This window comes from Gardnerella sp. CCPDSM, from assembly GCF_056754715.1.
Genome location: NZ_JBQEQO010000075.1, coordinates 1 through 476, shown reverse-complemented (window position 1 = coordinate 476; position 476 = coordinate 1). Strand labels below are relative to the sequence as shown.

The window sequence follows — 476 nt, the reverse complement described above, 5'->3', positions numbered from 1 at the left end:
CTCAGAAGTATTTAATAAGATTCTTACCCTCAGTGAGTTTCTGCTTATCAAGGCCCAGTACTGCTCCCACGTTTTCAAGCGACATGGGTAGCCCCAGGGTGGCTGACCAGATCATTGTGCAATGCCACGAGCTTGGGTTTAAAAATAGGCCTTCACTTTTTCCTGTCTTACCGGGGTTAACATTGATGCCTTTATCTCGCAGGTAGCGTGATAGACAGACTCTTTCAAACTGAGCGTTAAACGCCCACTTGGTCACCGTTTCATCCGTTAAAGCAGAAAGCACAACCTCGGGTATGGTTTCACCTTGTGCTAAGTCAACGACCTGAACTTCACTACCGTCCACACTGTAGCCAAAGAGCAGTATTTCAAAATCCTCTGATTCTGCGTACTTGTAAACACCACATTTACCAAGATTTACACTCGAAAACGTCTCTAAATCCACACTCAAATTTTCCAAATTACCCACCTCCAAGCTT

1 pseudogene is annotated in these 476 nt (G+C 44.7%); it reads right to left on the bottom strand.

The features are described from left to right. Position 1: 1 nt before the first annotated feature. A pseudogene (locus ACTJLE_RS06600) lies at positions 2-476 on the bottom strand (hypothetical protein); the annotation flags it as partial.